Below are 13,364 nucleotides of genomic sequence, written 5' to 3' on the forward strand. Positions count from 1 at the left end.
CGATTTTCGCGGCCGAGGGCCGCTCCCACCCACCTTGTTACCATTCCATCGTCGGTGGCTTTGGTAGAGAATCATGCTTCGTCAAAGGAGTGACCATGACTGACCAAGACAGCGCCCGGCGTACAGATCACGACAGCCCCTGGAAGGATGCCCTGGACTCTTACTTCGAGGAGTTCTTGCGGTTGCTGTTCCCGTCAATCCATGGCGAGGTGGATTGGTCGCGGGGGTACAGCGCCATGGACAAGGAGTTGCAGCAGATCACGGCAGACGCCAGCAGTGGCCGGCGCCATGCGGACAAGCTGATCAAGGTGTATGCCCGGGATGGGGGCGAGACCTGGGTGCTGGTTCATGTGGAGGTTCAGGGTGAGCCAGAAGATGGGTTTGCACAGCGGATGTACACTTACCAGTACCGCTTGCGGGACCGGTACGGGGTGGATGTGGTGAGCCTGGCGGTGCTGGCAGACACCAGCCCGGGGTTTCGGCCGGAGCGCTTCCGGTATGCCCGCTGGGGGTGTGAGCTGAGCTTTGTGTTTCCCATGACCAAGTTGATCGACTGGGAGGCACGCTGGGCGGACCTGGAGGTGAGCGAGAATGTCTTCGCCTTGGTGGTGATGGCGCAGATCAAGGCCAAGCGGCTGGATGATGGAGAAGAGCGTCAGCGGGCCAAGGTGGGCCTGATTCGTCTGCTTTATGAACGGGGTTACAGTCGGGCTGAGATTCAGCGGCTGTTTCATATCATCGACTGGATGATCCAGCTGCCCAGGGGACTGGAACGAGGTTTTCTGGAAGTGGTCTATGCCATTGAGGAGGAAAAGCGTATGCCTTACATCAATACGGCTGAGCGGTTGGGGATGGAGAAGGGACTTGAACAGGGGATGGAGAAAGGACTTGAGCAGGGCCACCATCTGGGTGTTGCGGACACCCTGCGCAAGCAAATTGCCTTGAAGTTTGGAGAACTGCCTACCTGGGCCGATGAGCGCCTGAGCCAGGCCAGCGATGAGCAGTTGGATGAGTGGGTCGTCAAGATCCTGTCCGCCGAGAGCCTGGAAGCACTCCTGGGCAATCACTGATCCTGCCGCTCCCCAGGTAAACTTCGGCGGCTGAGGTGTCGCCCGATACCTGATCGTGGAAGCCATCGAGCATGTGGAACGCCGCTTCCCGGCTGTGAATGATCTGGCTACCAATGCGTCGCTACGGGAAACTGAACTGCGGTTGCAGAAGGAGATCGAGCAGCTGCGGGCCGAAACCCGGCAGATCGAGGGCAACCTCAGAGCAGAGATGGGGCGCCAGAAGGTCGACATCATCAAATGGACTCTGGGCGCCCTGCTGGCCCATACTGCCCTCATCCTGGGGGGCATGCGCTATTTCTTCGGCTAGGACTCAGTCGATCAGTCAAGCCCTGGAATGCCCCTGCAAACAAACGTGGCCAGCCAGTTGGCTGCATCGCTGAAAAGCTCATCCATGTGGGCGGCCGCGCCGGGGTTTTCGGCGGCGATGTAGTCCCAAATGTCAGCGCGATCTTGTTCCGCCTCCGGCGTCCAGACAACGATCACGTTTTGCCAGCTGCTACCTTGTTCCGCTTGACGGCGAACCGCGCTTCCACTTCATCATGTGAACGGCCACGCCCGGCACGGGCTGAGTCGCGCCCGGCCTCCACCTTGCGGCGCAGGTACTCATCATATTCACGAGCCTGCCGACGTTGCTTGATGTAGTCCCGCATCAGCTCTCGGACCACCTGGGACGCCGGCCGATCCTCCTCGGCTACCTCGGCCATAAAATCGGCACGCAACTCCGCTTCCAGCTTCATGGTGAAAACAGCTTCTTTCTTCATGGTCCGGCCCCCTTGCGGTACTTATAAAGTATATACGTCGTCAGCACCATGCGCAGGCCGAAAATCAGCTGGGCTCGCAGCATGGCAGCCAGTCGGGTGCTCCCCTTCTCATCTTAGGACACCCACTTTGTTATTGACTCAAGTGCACCACCCCACTAAGCTCACCCCATGACCCAGCCCCGCGCCTCCCAGATCTGCCTCGAAGACACGCCCTAGTATCACGTGGTGTCCCGCTGCGTGCGGCGGGCGTTTCTCTGCGGCCAGGATTCCGTCACCGGCAACAACTATGAGCACCGGCGCGGGTGGATAGAGCAACGCGCCCTGGGGCTGGCTTCCGTGTTTGCCATTGATGTGGCCGCCTACGCGGTCATGAGCAACCACTACCATCTGGTGTTGCGGGTGGATGCTCAGCGGTCCAGGCACTGGGATGCCAGGGAGGTGCTGTCACGCTGGACGCGTCTGTTCAGCGGCCCGGAGGTGGTGCAGCGCTACCTGTCGGATGCCTGGGAGACGCTTTCAGCGGCAGAGGTGGCGAGTGCCGAGGCCTATGCCGATGAGTACCGCGGCCGGTTGCATGATCTTTCCTGGTTCATGCGGGTCTTGAACGAGTCCATTGCCCGCCGCGCCAATGCGGAAGACAAGGTGCGGGGGCGGTTCTGGGAGGGTCGCTTCAAGAGTCAGGCGCTGCTGGACGAGCAGGCGTTGCTGGCCGCCATGAGCTATGTGGATCTGAATCCGGTTCGGGCGGGGGTGTGTGAGGGCCTGGAGGACAGCACGCACACTTCCATCGCCCGCAGGTTGAGTCAACCTCAGGAAGAGGCCACGGCCACCCGGGTGGGTGAGGCGCTGCCCGAGCGCGAGGATGACCGCCCTCCCCTCCTTCACAAAGCCAATACAGACGCCCCCACCGACCCTGCCATCATCAGTGGGATCTTCAATAGTGAGGTGCTGCGCGAGGAGCGCGTGTTGCGGTCGTTGCAGCCGGCTCCGCTGATGCCTTTTGACGGCACGGGCCGATTCGAGGCGGGCATTCCCTTTTCATGGCCGGATTATGTGGAGTTGACGCAAACCTTGGGCCGCTGCGTTCACCCCACCAAACGGGGGCGCATTCCGGAAGGCACGCCGAAACTGCTGGCGCGCATGGGCATGGGAACTGAAGCCTTCATCACGCACGCTGGTGATCTGTTTCATTCCTTTGGATCGGCCATCGGGGCGCCGGCGAGTCTGGTGGATCTGGCGGCGCGAAGGCAGTGTCGGTATCTGCGGGGTATCCGGACGGCTCGGGATGTGTTTGGGCGGGAGTTTTTGGCAGCGTCGTGAAGGACGGGGCACGCAGTGGCCCGTGCGGTGCGGGGAACGTTCATGTCCATCTGGCCGACGTGGGGACAGCAAGGGCCACATCGCTTGGCGTTCAGCCTATCGCCTCATCTGGCACCCCCAACCAAGCGGTGTCATACTGCCCACCATGACTTCAGTAATCGAACTCTACGAGCAAATCAGCAGTGCCCCGGACGAGAAGACCCGGGCACGCTTGATCGTGGAAGCCATCGAGCATGTGGAACGCCGCTTCCCGGCCGTGAACGATCTGGCTACCAATGCAGCGCTACGGGAAACTGAGCTGCGGCTGCAGAAGGAGATCGAGCAGCTGCGGGCCGAAACGCGGGAGATTGAAGGGAATCTACGCCGGGATATCGAGCAACTGCGAGGGGATCTTCAGAAAGAGATCGAGCAACTGCGGGCCGAAACGCGGGAGATTGAAGGGAATCTGCGCCGGGATATCGAGCAACTGCGAGGGGATCTTCAGAAAGAGATCGAGCAGCTGCGGGCCGAGACTCGACAGATTGAAGGGAATCTGCGCCGGGATATCGAGCAGCTGCGGTCCGAGACTGCGCACCACAAGGTGGATATCATTAAATGGACGCTAGGTGCGCTGCTGGCCTACGCCGTCCTGATCCTGGGTGCGATGCGATTTTTCGCTGGTTAGCATCATCCCTTTGCGGGCAGGCCCCGCTCCCACGAAACGGCAGCCCTCACCTGGGGTCAGATCCTGCAGCAGGCCGGCACCTCCACGTTTTGCCAGACGCTACTTGGTGGCGCTTGGCGGCGAACATGGCTCCCACTTCATCATTCGAACGGCCACGATACCTGCGGGGCATCCGGACGGCTCGGAATGTGTTTGGGCGGGAGCTTTTGGCAGCGTCGTGAACGATGGGGCACGCCGTGGCCCGCGCGGTGCGGGGAATGTTCATGTCCATCTGGCCGACGTGGGGGCAGCAAAGGAGGTTGAGCAACTGCGGGCCGAGACTGCGCACCACGCCGCCATGTCATCCCAGTAGGTAGCGCAGGCCTCCCAGGATGAGTGTCGCCTGAGCCAGCAGTAAGCCTCCGGTCCAGGCCACCGTCCATTTGATGGTTTCAATCTTGCTTTGGGCGATATCGCCCCGAACTTCGGCGACGTCCTTTTTCACCTCCCCCCTGAGCTTTTCAATGTCTTTCTGCACGTCCCCCCTGAGCTTTTCAATGTCTTTCTGCACGTCCCCCCTGAGCTGCTCAATGTCTTTCTTGACCTCGCCTCGAAGTTGCTCTATTTCTTTCTGCAGCCGCAACTCTGTTTCACGCAGTGCCGCTCCCGTGGCCAGGTCGGTCACCTCAGAGTAGCGTTGTTCCATTTGTTCGAAGGCCTCGGCGATCAGGCGAGCGCGCGTCTTATCATCCGGGGCGCTGGATAGCTGTTCGTAGAGTTCGATGACGGAGGTCATGTGAGTATCCTTGACGATTTACCCTTCCATTATCTCAGGCCGCGAGGTGAGCGGCAATAAAGGGGCAAGCTACCCTTGCCCTCCATGGGAACTGCCCTCGCCCTCGGCCGGCGACAGGCGGTGTGTACGAAACCCGAACTACGGGGAACGGTCATGTCCATCGGGCCGGCGTGGGGACAGCAAGGGCCACGTCGCTTGGCTTGCGGTGTTATACTGCCCGCCATGACCTCCGTGATCGAACTCTACGAGCAAATCAGCAGCGCCCCGGACGAGAAGACCCGGGCGCGCCTGATTGTGGAAGCCATCGAGCATGTGGAACGCCGCTTCCCGGCCGTGAACGATCTGGCCACCAATGCGTCGCTACGGGAAACTGAGCTGCGGTTGCAGAAGGAGATCGAGCAGCTGCGTGGGGATCTTCAAAAGGAGATTGAGCAACTGCGAGGGGATCTTCAGAAAGAGATCGAGCAACTGCGGGCCGAGACTCGACAGATTGAAGGGAATCTGCGCCGGGATATCGAGCAACTGCGGGCCGAGACTGCGCACCACAAGGTGGATATCATTAAATGGACGCTAGGTGCCCTGCTGGCCTACGCCGTCCTGACCCTGGGCGCGATGCGATTTTTAGTTGGTTAGCATCGTCATCCCAAGGTAGCCGTAGCGCAGGCCTCGCAATTCCCTTTTTTGCGATCGCAACTCCGTTTCACGCAGCGCAGCACCCGCAGCCCGGTCGGTCACCTCGCCACATCCCTTCGCGGGCAGGCCCGCTCCCACAGGGGAAGGTTCTATGGGGCACCACTGCCCCCTCAAGCCCCCCACACCCCGATGCACCGCCCTTCCACGGTCCGCTCCATCTCCCAGATCCGTTCCTCCCAGCTCACCTCGGGATCCCGGTTGAAGATCACCAGGTGGGCCTCGTCAGCACCCACCTGGCTGTACGCGTCCTGTAGAACCCGTATTCCCTAAATCTCCCTGATTCCCCATTGTGCCCGGCACGATCTCACCCAACCAAGGAGATGAGCCGGCATGAGCAGGGGCATTCAACAACGCAGGCGCGCCTTCTGGCAGGACCTGGTCCGGCGGTGGGCGGTCTCAGGTCAGAGCAAAGCCGCCTTTGCCCGCCAGCATGGGGTGTCACCCCGGCAGTTATCGCAGTGGGCAGCGCGCTACCCGGAATGGGTGGTGGTCGCGGCCGGCCCCCAGGAGAAGGATTCGTCACCGGGCCGCGCGGCCGATGTGCAGCGGTTTTTGACGGTGCATCCGGTGGAGGACGAGCCTGCTCCCGCACCCACTGCGGTCACCGAGATGACACCATCGCCCCAGCCTGGCGGGCCGGTGGTGGTGGCTCTGAGTAATGGTTGCCGCCTAGAGCTCCATCCGGGGTTTTGCGCCCAGACTCTGCAACGAGCCATGGAGGTCCTGGAGGCATGATCGCCTGGCCCACGGGGGTAGCCATCCATCTGGCGGTGGCGCCGGTGGATTTCCGCAAGGCCTTCGATGGTCTGTGCATTGAAATCGTTGAGGCTCTGGACCGTGATCCGCTCAGCGGCGAGCTGTTCGTCTTCCGCAACCGGGCCGGGGACAAGCTCAAGGCCCTGTACTGGGATGGCCAGGGCTTTGTGATGATCTACAAGCGCCTGGAGAAGGGGCGCTTCAAGTGGCTCCAGCAGGTGGATGGGGATGCAGAGGGTGAGGTTCGACTCTCCCGCAGCCAGTGGCAGGCGCTGTTCGAAGGCATCGACTGGCGGCGCCTGGAAAGTCCTCGAAAATGCCTTGCCACAGCCACCCGCTGATAGATAAATACCATCGATAAGTCAGCCACTTAGCTTCGCATTCATGGTAGAATACGAGCATGTTGAGTGGTGCTGCACAAGGCCTGACTTCATCGCTTTCCAGCCAGGGCGAGGCGCAACTTCGCGCCGCCCTGGCGGAGCGTGACGAGGTCATCAGGCAGCAGTCCGACTTACTCGTCCAGCAGCAGTCCACGATCAATGAGCTGAGCGAGCAACTGCAGGATCTCAAGCGCCAGATCCTCGAGGCCCAGCGCAAACGCTTTGGGCAAAGCTCCGAGCGCGGGTGTTACCTCCAGGAGGATCTCTTCCATCCACTGGAAGCCCCGATCCCCGAGCCGGAGGAAGAAGAAACCACCGAGGCACCCAGGAAGCGGCGCAAGACCCAACCACCCCGAGGTCGTCGCCCCCTGCCACCGGAACTGCCCCGGGAGACGCAGCGCTACGACTACGACGATGAAACCCGGGCCCAACTGGAAGCCCAGAACGGCGGCCCGCTGGTGGAGATCGGCGTCGAGGTGACCGAGACCCTGGAGTACCAACCCGGGCAGCTTTACGTGAAGCGCCACGAGGTGCCCAAGTATGCAATCCAGGGGGATGACGGAGAGCGCACCATCGTCTCTCCATCGCGCCCTTCGCCACCGATCCCCGGTGCCCAGGTGGGTGCCAGCCTGCTGGCCCATACCGTGATCAGCAAGTTCGCGGATCACCTGCCGCTCAACCGCATCAGTCAGCAGCTGGCCCGGGATGGTTATGACATCCCTCGCCAGCGGCTGTGCGACTACGTGCTGCTGTCCGCTTCGGCCCTGGCCCGACTGGCCGACTTGGTCCGCCAGGATGCCCTGGCCAGTCCGGTAGTGCACAGTGACGACACCACGGTGCCGCAACTGGAAAAGGGCCGACGACAAACCCGAACCTGTCGCCTGTGGCTCTACCTGGGCCGCGGGCGGGAGGACGGCATCATCCCGGTGTTCTACGACTACACCACCAACCGATCCCAGGAAGGTCCGCTGGAACACTTGCGTGACTACGAGGGATATCTGCAAGCCGATGCCTATGCGGGCTACCTCAATGCCGAACGGATCCAGGAGGCGCTGATCTGGTGTGCCTGCTGGTCCCACGCGAGGCGACCGTTCGAAAAGATCGCCCGCAAACACAAAAAGCGTGGCCGGGTACATCTGGTGATGAAGCTGATCGCGGCGATCTACCAGGTGGAATCGCGCCTGCGCCAACAAGGGATCACCGACCCCGAGCAGATCCGCGAGGCGCGTCAGCGCCGCACGGTGCCCATCCTCAAGCGCTTGCGTCGCCTGCTGGATCGCATCCTGCCCAGCCTGCCGCCCCGGGGAGACTTCGCCAAGGCGATCGGTTACGTCCTCAACCACTGGCAGGCCCTGATGCGCTTCACCGAGGATGGCCGCCTGGAGCCGGATAACAACCGCGGCGAACGCGCCCTCCGTGGGGTGTGCGTGAGTCGGAATTATGACGAGTCCCCGATTATGTGGAGACCAGCATCTGGGACGAGGTTCTCAGCGGGACCGGCCGCGCTACCGGGGAGGTGACAAAGCTTCCGAAAGAGCGCATAACCGGGAAGTACTTACGCCGATGGAGGGCATAGACCTTGTCGGACGCCTTAGGCATCACGCTCCCTGAAACGGTTGAGCGAGGATCATGGGCATCGCTCCGTGATCCGTTTCGACACCGGCTCATCGAGAGGGGCTACGCGCTCGGCACAGCGCGGATGTACGAACAGGCGATCCTCCAGTACGAGAGGTGGGCATGGCCGGAGCCCGTTGCCGCGATCGACGCGGCCTCGGTCGAGGAGTTTCTCGCCTACTTCCGTGAGTCTTGGACTAAACACCAGCCCTCCCAGCTAGAAGGGACAGTGCGCGCTGCGCTCCGCCAGTTACTCAAGATGCTCGGTCGCCCGATCAAGCGGTCGGTGTGGTGCCCGCAGAGCAGTCACATGGTGGCTTTGTACGATGCGTACATGGCGGATGTGGCGGGACTTGGTGAGTCGACTCGCCGATATCGTCGGCGCGAGGCCGGTAACCTGCTCAATGCCTTAGTAAGCGAGGGCCAAACGGGTCTCTGGTCCCTGTCCCCGAGCGAGGTCAGGGACTATGTGCGGGAGCGCGTCGAAGGCCTTAAACCCAAGAGTGTGGGTGTCATTTCGGTCGCGATCCGCAGTTTCCTCAGATATGGTCATCTGTGCGGCCACTGCGGACCGGAGTTGGCCCGATCTGTCCCGGGGGCAGCAAGTTCCTGCACGCGGCGCTTGCCGAAAGCGTTTGATCCCGAAGTTCTTCGGCAGCTTCCAGCGAGTTTCGATCTGACTCGGGCAACCGGGCAGCGTGATTATGCGATGTGCCGCGTCCTCATGGACTTGGGGATTCGCACCGATGAAGCTGCACGGCTGCAACTGGATGACATTGACTGGCATCGAGGCACGGTCACAGTGCCTGCCGGAAAATCAGGTCGATCGAATACCCTGCCACTGCCCTCAATGACCGGCGAGGCCATCGTAGCCTACCTTCGTGGTGGACGACCACGCACTCAGTCTCGCGCGTTGTTCGTCCATCACAGGTCACGGAGTGGCTACCCAGTAACGGCTGCAACCGTCCGTGCGGCACTACGCGCGGCATTCCGCCGCATTGGGCTACCGGATTCTCTTAGTCAGGTTCACCGGCTTCGGCACAGCGTTGCGACGCGGCTGCTTGAGACCGGGACACCGCTGAAGAGCATTGCAGATGTTCTTGGCCATCTCAGCTACGACACCACGGCCGGCTACCTTTCTGTAGACGTCGGGCGGCTGAGAAAGGTCGCCATGCCCTGGCCGGAGAACATGTCGTGAGCGTCAGGTGCTGGCACGAGCGCCTCGATCGTTATCTCGCACAGCGACGAGCACTTGGCTATCTCCTGGCGAGAGAGAGCCACCAGCTCCGATCTCTGGCGGACCTACTCGAAGAGCATGCTGCGAATGCCTCTTTCACGACGGCCCTGGCTTTACGATGGGCCCGGCAGGCGCCCTCGGGCTCGGACATGGCCCAATCCCGTCGCCTTCAGATCGCGCGCGGCTTCGCACGGTTTCTGCTGGTTGATGACCCTGGTACGGAAGTACCGCCGCAGCGCCTTCTCGGTCCCACGCACCGACGCGTCCCGCCCCGGATCTTCACAGAGAGTGAGGTGAGGGCATTGATGGAGGCTGCTGACCAGCTTCACCCTGCGGGATCGGCGCGTGGCTTGTCGATGCGCGTACTTATCGGATTGCTTGTGGCGACAGGACTCCGTCCCGGTGAGGGGGTACGCCTCAGCAACGAAGATGTCGACACTGCAAGGGGCCTGATCGTCGTTCGTAGTGGTAAGTTCGGCCATGAGCGCGTCGTTCCCCTCCACGAAAGCACGGTTGCCGCCTTGATCAGCTACCGGGTCGCCTGCGCCGGATTGACCATCGGATCAGAGTGCGGAGCGTTCTTCCGTCGCGGCAACGGTGAGTCCTTGGAAATCATCCACGCTGATTATGCGTTTCGATGCCTATGTCGGACGCTCGGTTTCAGCGGCGCGCCAGCCGGACATCGCTGGCCAAGGCTCTATGACCTTCGCCACACCTTCGTATGCAGACGGCTGCTCGCCTGGCACGAAGCCGGTGAGAGCGTTGATGTAAAGATGCCCTACCTTGCGGCGTACCTTGGTCACCAAAAGATCAGCTCGACGTACTGGTATCTGAGCGCAATCCCCGAACTGATGAACGTGGTCAGCGAGCGCTTCGCAGCCTTCGCGGCCAGAGCGGAGAAACCACTGTGACCAAGGCACCCACTGGGGCTGACTCACCGAAACTCGGGTGGCTTCTTCAGAGTTACTTCTACGACTATCTGATCGCACAGCGCCAGGCGAGTCCGCGGACAGTGACTGCATACCGGGACGTATTCCGGCTGCTACTGCGCTTCGCCGTACGCCGCGATCGGCACGCCCTTGCGGAGATGGGGCTTCAGGATTTGAACCGTGAACTCGTACTCGCCTTCCTGGATCACCTCGAACGCGAGCGAGGCAATACCGCTCGGACCCGCAACGTCCGCCTTGCTGCGATCCGATCATTCGTGAGCTATGCGGTTCTTCAAGACCCGCTTGCCCTCTCGACTGTGCAGCAGGTACTGGCTATCCCGATGAAGCGGCATGACCGCGGGCCGATCCACTATCTCTCGGTTGTCGAGATGAACTCGCTTCTTGAGGCGCCCCAAACATCCACTTGGAGCGGTCGACGTGACCAAGTACTCCTGCGAACCCTTTACAACACCGGAGGCCGTGTTTCGGAGATAGCGGCGTTACGACGAAAAGACGTCGACGCCGAGGATCGTCTGGTGGTCCATCTTCGTGGCAAGGGCAGGAAGGCAAGAGTGATTCCGCTATGGCGTGATACAGCGAGCCTCCTGCGGAAGTGGCTCGAAGAGCTACCAGACGAACCTGGAACACCGCTCTTCCCGAATCGTGCGGGGCAAGCCATGACCCGAAGCGGAGTGTCTCAGCGCCTGAAGGTTGCCGTGGCGGCCGCCGGTTGCTCTTGTCCCTCCCTGGGCAGAGCGAAGGTGTTGTTTCCCACCCCAAATCGCTGATCACCGCCTGATCTGAAGCGGATTATTTCCTCGTTGATAGAGCCAGCGTGGTGGCAGAGTGTGAGTCGGGTGTGAGGCGAAGTGCCCGGATTGATTCACCGGGCTGGCGGATCGGGGCGGACAGGGGCATGATCTGAGGCCAACCCATAAAAGTGGCCCGCCACGGTAGCCGCCGTGCGGGCCGGTGGCCGGTGTGCTATTGCGGTTGAGAACGCCTTTGACCGGCGAACAATACGTTACCCAGCAAGGCTGGTTGAAAGCAAGCCTGACGTGTTGTCCGCTGCATCCTGCCGGGGGCTGTGGCTTTGCCCGCCACGGCAGCTATGCGCGCAAGCGGCCTCGGGGGGCACGGATCGCCCGCTGGTATTGCCCGCAGGGGCACCGCACGTTTTCCCTGATACCTGATTGTCTGGCGGCCCGCTGGTCGGGGAAGCTACAGGCGGTGGAAGTGGCGGTGATGACCGCGGAGATCGCGCCCAGTCTGGTGGCGGCCGCCAGGATGCTGCGCCCCGAGATCGAGGAGGCAGGGGCGGTGCGCTGGGTACGCCGCCGCAAGGATGCGATAGACGATTGCTTGCACCGCCTCAGGGGACTGCTACTCGACCTGCTCACCGACTGCGCCCCCACCTTGACCGCCTGCCAGATCGCATTAGGTCAGACACCCTTGCTCCCCGCCCTGCGTGAGATTGCCGCGCCCTGGCTCGATCAGTTACCGCCGCCATTCGGTTTTGCCCACCGCTGCAGTGGCGGTGTGTCCACCTCCCCGTCGCGCCAACACACAATGGGCCCTGACCCGCCTGGCAGCGGGGCGTAGCGTCGTGGAGCGACCGTTTGGGTCGTTTTCCCCGGAGACGCTGCCATGCCCGATCCCTCTCATGACCTGCGCCACGAGATCGCCCTGTTCCGTTTCGGGCTGATCGCCGACCTGGTGCGTCGGCCGCCCGGCGCGCCCGGGCTCTATACCCAGCTCCATGCCATTGCCGCCCGCACCCATCAGATCCCTGGCAGCCATCGCACCCATGTGGCCGCCGAGACCTTGCGGGACTGGATGAAGAAGTACCGCCAGGGTGGCTTTGACGCCCTGCTGCCCAAGCCGCGCCAGGATCGTGGCCAGCCCCGGCGCCTGTCAGCGACCGTCACCGAGGCCCTGATCGCCCTGAAGGAGGAACATGCCTCCTGGTCCGTGCGCCAGGTGATCCGGCACCTGCGTGACAACGGCGCGGTGGACGCGGATCTGCCGCTGCCACCTTCCACGGTCCACCGCCTGTTCGTGCGTCATGGGCTGATGCAGCGCCAGGCCGAGGCCACTCATGACCAGGATCGCCGCCGCTTCGCCTTCGCCCGAGCCGGACAGCTCTGGTCCAGCGATGTCATGCACGGCCCCAGTGTCACCGTCGAAGGGCGCGTGCGCCGCAAGACCTATCTGATCGCCTTCATGGACGATGCCACCCGGGTGGTTCCCCATGCCGCCTTCGCCCTCTCGGAGAACACCCGCGCCTTCCTGCCCGTGCTGCGCCAGGCTCTGAGCAAGCGCGGACTCCCTGAACGCTTATACACTGACAATGGCGCGAACTACCGCTCCCATCACCTGGCCTTGGTCTGCGCCCGGCTGGGTATCGCTCTGATCCATGCGCGTCCCTACCGCCCTCAGGGGAAGGGGAAGATCGAACGCTTTTTCAGGACCTTACGCGCCCAGCTACTGAACACCCTCACCCCGGAGGATACCGCCAGCCTGGAGGCCCTCAACCGGCGCCTGTGGGCCTGGGTTGAGGGGGAGTATCACCACAACCCCCATCGCGGCCTGGACGGGATGACGCCCCTGGAGCGGTGGGCTCAGGACGGTGACCAGGTGCGCTATCTGGACCCGAGTCTGGATCTGGAGGATCTGTGCCTGTTCGAGGCGGTACGCAAGGTCCACAAGGACCGTACCGTCAGCCTCGACGGCGTGATCTACGAAGTGGATGCCGCCCTCATCGGCGAGCGCGTCACGCTGCGCTACGACCCCGGCGCCACCCGGCGCACCGTGCAGATCGTCCATCAAGGCCGGTACGTGGAAACCGCCAGGCCCGTGGACCTGTACGCCAACTGCTTCGTCAAGCGCAACACGCCCTCGCGCGAGGCCCGCAGTGAGGATCAGGGCCCGCAACCCAGCCCCTCGGGGATGCACTGGCGGGACTTCGATATCGAGGCGGGGGAGGACTGAGGCCATGTACCGCAAGCACTTCGGCCTGACCGCCTATCCCTTCGAACCCAGCGTGGCCAGTGAAGACCTGTTCGAGTCCCAGACCCTGCGCGAGGCCCAGGCCCGGCTCAGGCACCTGCTGCGCCTGCGGGGCATCGGCCTGCTCACCGGCGAGGCCGGCAGCGGCAAGACCAC

General features: G+C 62.5%; 17 protein-coding genes. 13 read left to right on the forward strand and 4 right to left on the reverse strand.

Annotated elements, in window-relative coordinates:
• Window positions 1-95: 95 nt before the first annotated feature.
• Window positions 96-1,070 carry an RpnC/YadD family protein gene (locus ECTHA_RS0101905; protein WP_025282614.1) on the forward strand — a complete coding sequence of 325 codons (975 nt, stop codon included), beginning with the start codon at window positions 96-98 and terminating at the stop codon, window positions 1,068-1,070.
• Between the two features lie 55 nt (window positions 1,071-1,125).
• Window positions 1,126-1,377, forward strand: coding sequence for a hypothetical protein (locus ECTHA_RS16600; RefSeq protein WP_025282626.1), 252 nt, complete (start codon window positions 1,126-1,128; stop codon window positions 1,375-1,377).
• Window positions 1,378-1,388: 11 nt separating this feature from the next.
• Here ECTHA_RS16600 and ECTHA_RS16605 read toward each other — a convergent pair whose 3' ends face one another.
• Window positions 1,389-1,553 carry a type II toxin-antitoxin system RelE/ParE family toxin gene (locus ECTHA_RS16605; RefSeq protein ID WP_084306630.1) on the reverse strand — a complete coding sequence of 55 codons (165 nt, stop codon included), beginning with the start codon at window positions 1,551-1,553 and terminating at the stop codon, window positions 1,389-1,391.
• Window positions 1,550-1,831, reverse strand: a complete 282-nt coding sequence (locus ECTHA_RS0101920) for a hypothetical protein (RefSeq protein WP_025282625.1) — start codon at window positions 1,829-1,831, stop codon at window positions 1,550-1,552. The genes ECTHA_RS16605 and ECTHA_RS0101920 overlap by 4 nt, the downstream gene beginning before the upstream one ends.
• Window positions 1,832-2,053: 222 nt before the next feature.
• On the opposite strand from ECTHA_RS0101920, the gene ECTHA_RS16610 reads away from it, so the two are divergent.
• Together ECTHA_RS16610 and ECTHA_RS16615 are read left to right on the forward strand one after the other, a co-directional pair.
• Entirely contained in the window at window positions 2,054-3,151 is a 1,098-nt protein-coding gene (locus ECTHA_RS16610) for a transposase (RefSeq protein ID WP_238984765.1), read from the forward strand.
• 145 nt (window positions 3,152-3,296) lie between these two features.
• Window positions 3,297-3,815, forward strand: a complete 519-nt coding sequence (locus ECTHA_RS16615) for a coiled-coil domain-containing protein (RefSeq protein ID WP_025282624.1) — start codon at window positions 3,297-3,299, stop codon at window positions 3,813-3,815.
• A 340-nt stretch (window positions 3,816-4,155) separates the two neighbouring features.
• On the opposite strand, the gene ECTHA_RS16620 is transcribed toward ECTHA_RS16615, so the two are convergent.
• The gene (locus ECTHA_RS16620) at window positions 4,156-4,590 is read right to left on the reverse strand and encodes a CCDC90 family protein (RefSeq protein WP_025282623.1); all 435 of its coding nucleotides are present in this window, start codon (window positions 4,588-4,590) and stop codon (window positions 4,156-4,158) included.
• A 222-nt stretch (window positions 4,591-4,812) separates the two neighbouring features.
• Between ECTHA_RS16620 and ECTHA_RS16625 the strand changes: the two genes are divergently transcribed.
• Window positions 4,813-5,223: a coiled-coil domain-containing protein gene (locus ECTHA_RS16625; protein ID WP_025282622.1), complete on the forward strand. Its 411-nt coding sequence runs from the start codon at window positions 4,813-4,815 to the stop codon at window positions 5,221-5,223.
• A gap of 170 nt (window positions 5,224-5,393) precedes the next feature.
• Here ECTHA_RS16625 and ECTHA_RS20490 read toward each other — a convergent pair whose 3' ends face one another.
• Window positions 5,394-5,516, reverse strand: coding sequence for a hypothetical protein (locus ECTHA_RS20490; RefSeq protein ID WP_274520833.1), 123 nt, complete (start codon window positions 5,514-5,516; stop codon window positions 5,394-5,396).
• A 97-nt stretch (window positions 5,517-5,613) separates the two neighbouring features.
• Here ECTHA_RS20490 and tnpA point away from each other — a divergent pair, with 97 nt between their 5' ends.
• The 8 genes from tnpA (at window position 5,614) to ECTHA_RS0101985 (ending at window position 13,190) form a co-directional block, all read left to right on the forward strand.
• Window positions 5,614-6,018 (forward strand): IS66 family insertion sequence element accessory protein TnpA, encoded by a 405-nt coding sequence (tnpA, locus tag ECTHA_RS0101950; RefSeq protein WP_025282621.1) that lies wholly within the window; start codon window positions 5,614-5,616, stop codon window positions 6,016-6,018.
• Window positions 6,015-6,380, forward strand: a complete 366-nt coding sequence (tnpB, locus tag ECTHA_RS0101955; RefSeq protein WP_025282620.1) for an IS66 family insertion sequence element accessory protein TnpB — start codon at window positions 6,015-6,017, stop codon at window positions 6,378-6,380. The genes tnpA and tnpB overlap by 4 nt, the downstream gene beginning before the upstream one ends.
• A gap of 59 nt (window positions 6,381-6,439) precedes the next feature.
• Window positions 6,440-7,939 carry an IS66 family transposase gene (gene tnpC / locus ECTHA_RS16630; RefSeq protein ID WP_025282619.1) on the forward strand — a complete coding sequence of 500 codons (1,500 nt, stop codon included), beginning with the start codon at window positions 6,440-6,442 and terminating at the stop codon, window positions 7,937-7,939.
• A gap of 59 nt (window positions 7,940-7,998) precedes the next feature.
• Window positions 7,999-9,231 (forward strand): tyrosine-type recombinase/integrase, encoded by a 1,233-nt coding sequence (locus ECTHA_RS16635; protein WP_025282618.1) that lies wholly within the window; start codon window positions 7,999-8,001, stop codon window positions 9,229-9,231.
• 188 nt (window positions 9,232-9,419) lie between these two features.
• Window positions 9,420-10,181, forward strand: coding sequence for a tyrosine-type recombinase/integrase (locus ECTHA_RS0101970; RefSeq protein WP_051582526.1), 762 nt, complete (start codon window positions 9,420-9,422; stop codon window positions 10,179-10,181).
• Window positions 10,178-10,987, forward strand: a complete 810-nt coding sequence (locus tag ECTHA_RS16640; RefSeq protein ID WP_025282616.1) for a tyrosine-type recombinase/integrase — start codon at window positions 10,178-10,180, stop codon at window positions 10,985-10,987. Before ECTHA_RS0101970 ends, ECTHA_RS16640 begins: the two co-directional genes overlap by 4 nt.
• 217 nt (window positions 10,988-11,204) lie before the next feature.
• Window positions 11,205-11,801: a hypothetical protein gene (locus tag ECTHA_RS16645; RefSeq protein WP_026623440.1), complete on the forward strand. Its 597-nt coding sequence runs from the start codon at window positions 11,205-11,207 to the stop codon at window positions 11,799-11,801.
• A gap of 45 nt (window positions 11,802-11,846) precedes the next feature.
• A complete protein-coding gene (locus tag ECTHA_RS0101985) occupies window positions 11,847-13,190 on the forward strand; it encodes an IS481 family transposase (protein ID WP_025283053.1) in 1,344 nt (447 codons plus the stop codon).
• The last annotated feature ends 174 nt before the right edge of the window (window positions 13,191-13,364 follow it).

This window comes from Ectothiorhodospira haloalkaliphila ATCC 51935 (assembly GCF_000633935.1).
GTDB lineage: Bacteria > Pseudomonadota > Gammaproteobacteria > Ectothiorhodospirales > Ectothiorhodospiraceae > Ectothiorhodospira > Ectothiorhodospira haloalkaliphila.

Excerpts from the sequence above, each read along its gene's own strand:
- ECTHA_RS0101920 (WP_025282625.1), bottom strand. The coding sequence starts at position 1,831 with ATGAAGAAAGAAGCTGTTTTCACCATGAAGCTGGAAGCGGAGTTGCGT.
- tnpA (WP_025282621.1), top strand. The coding sequence starts at position 5,614 with ATGAGCAGGGGCATTCAACAACGCAGGCGCGCCTTCTGGCAGGACCTG.
- tnpB (WP_025282620.1), top strand. The coding sequence starts at position 6,015 with ATGATCGCCTGGCCCACGGGGGTAGCCATCCATCTGGCGGTGGCGCCG.
- ECTHA_RS0101970 (WP_051582526.1), top strand. The coding sequence starts at position 9,420 with ATGGCCCAATCCCGTCGCCTTCAGATCGCGCGCGGCTTCGCACGGTTT.
- ECTHA_RS0101905 (WP_025282614.1), top strand. The coding sequence starts at position 96 with ATGACTGACCAAGACAGCGCCCGGCGTACAGATCACGACAGCCCCTGG.
- ECTHA_RS0101985 (WP_025283053.1), top strand. The coding sequence starts at position 11,847 with ATGCCCGATCCCTCTCATGACCTGCGCCACGAGATCGCCCTGTTCCGT.
- ECTHA_RS16620 (WP_025282623.1), bottom strand. The coding sequence starts at position 4,590 with ATGACCTCCGTCATCGAACTCTACGAACAGCTATCCAGCGCCCCGGAT.
- ECTHA_RS16625 (WP_025282622.1), top strand. The coding sequence starts at position 4,813 with ATGACCTCCGTGATCGAACTCTACGAGCAAATCAGCAGCGCCCCGGAC.
- tnpC (WP_025282619.1), top strand. The coding sequence starts at position 6,440 with ATGTTGAGTGGTGCTGCACAAGGCCTGACTTCATCGCTTTCCAGCCAG.
- ECTHA_RS16615 (WP_025282624.1), top strand. The coding sequence starts at position 3,297 with ATGACTTCAGTAATCGAACTCTACGAGCAAATCAGCAGTGCCCCGGAC.